Origin of the sequence: Lentilactobacillus sp. TOM.63 (genome assembly GCF_030361045.1) — a bacterium.
Lineage (GTDB): Bacteria > Bacillota > Bacilli > Lactobacillales > Lactobacillaceae > Lentilactobacillus > Lentilactobacillus dabitei.
The window spans coordinates 1-698 of sequence record NZ_JAUCAP010000180.1; the positions used below are offsets into that span (position 1 = coordinate 1).

Genomic DNA, 698 nt, shown 5'->3' on the forward strand with positions numbered 1-698 from the left:
CGTAGCCGTGACGCTTCAGTGAGAGTTGCGTCGCCGCCCTTAATGTCCACCACACTAACCAACTCGCCATTTTCATAAATCGAGAAATCCGGCTTGTATGTGCAGGCCGATTCTCGCTTGTGCGGATTATCCAAGTAAAAGGCTGGTTGAATCTCAAATTTTTCATGGATTTTAAAATCCAATTTCAAGTTCTTCAAGTGCAGGTAGTACGCACCCTCGGCCTTGCTATCAAATTGGTGACCATCAATACTCATTTTGTGGGCGTTGAACTTATTGCCCTTTCTTGGCAATTTAATTGCCGACTTAGGTGGCTCTTGGACACCTGTGGGATAGTTTGCCATTTAGATCATCCCTTCATCAATTTCGTCCATCCGTTTCCGTGTCATGATATGCAGCGCAATCAAGTCATCTTCTGACAACTTAATTGGTCGTATATGATATTTCTCGATGAAGCTCTTAGCACCCATCTGATGGCGCTCGGTGTGATGCTCACGGCAGAGACACTCAAAGTACAGTTTGCGATGATCCACTAGCTTGCGACTACCTCTGCCTACCGGCGTGAAGTGATCAATGTCACTATGCAATTTCCCACAAATCACGCACTGACGGTGACGTAAGCATTGGATCGCTTTTGGGTACGTATCAGGAATGGCATCCCATGTCTTCGTTTTGAACGGAATCCCATTCTCAAAACAGAA

2 protein-coding genes are annotated in these 698 nt (G+C 45.7%); both read right to left on the minus strand.

Annotation, left to right across the window (positions count from 1 at the left end; all coding sequences use genetic code 11):
- On the minus strand, positions 1-341 hold a 341-nt coding region (locus QUF07_RS14035; protein WP_289428207.1), incomplete at its 3' end, for a DUF1064 domain-containing protein.
- Positions 342-698: putative HNHc nuclease (locus QUF07_RS14040; protein WP_289428208.1), on the minus strand; the 357-nt coding region annotated here is incomplete at its 5' end. It lies immediately after the preceding gene.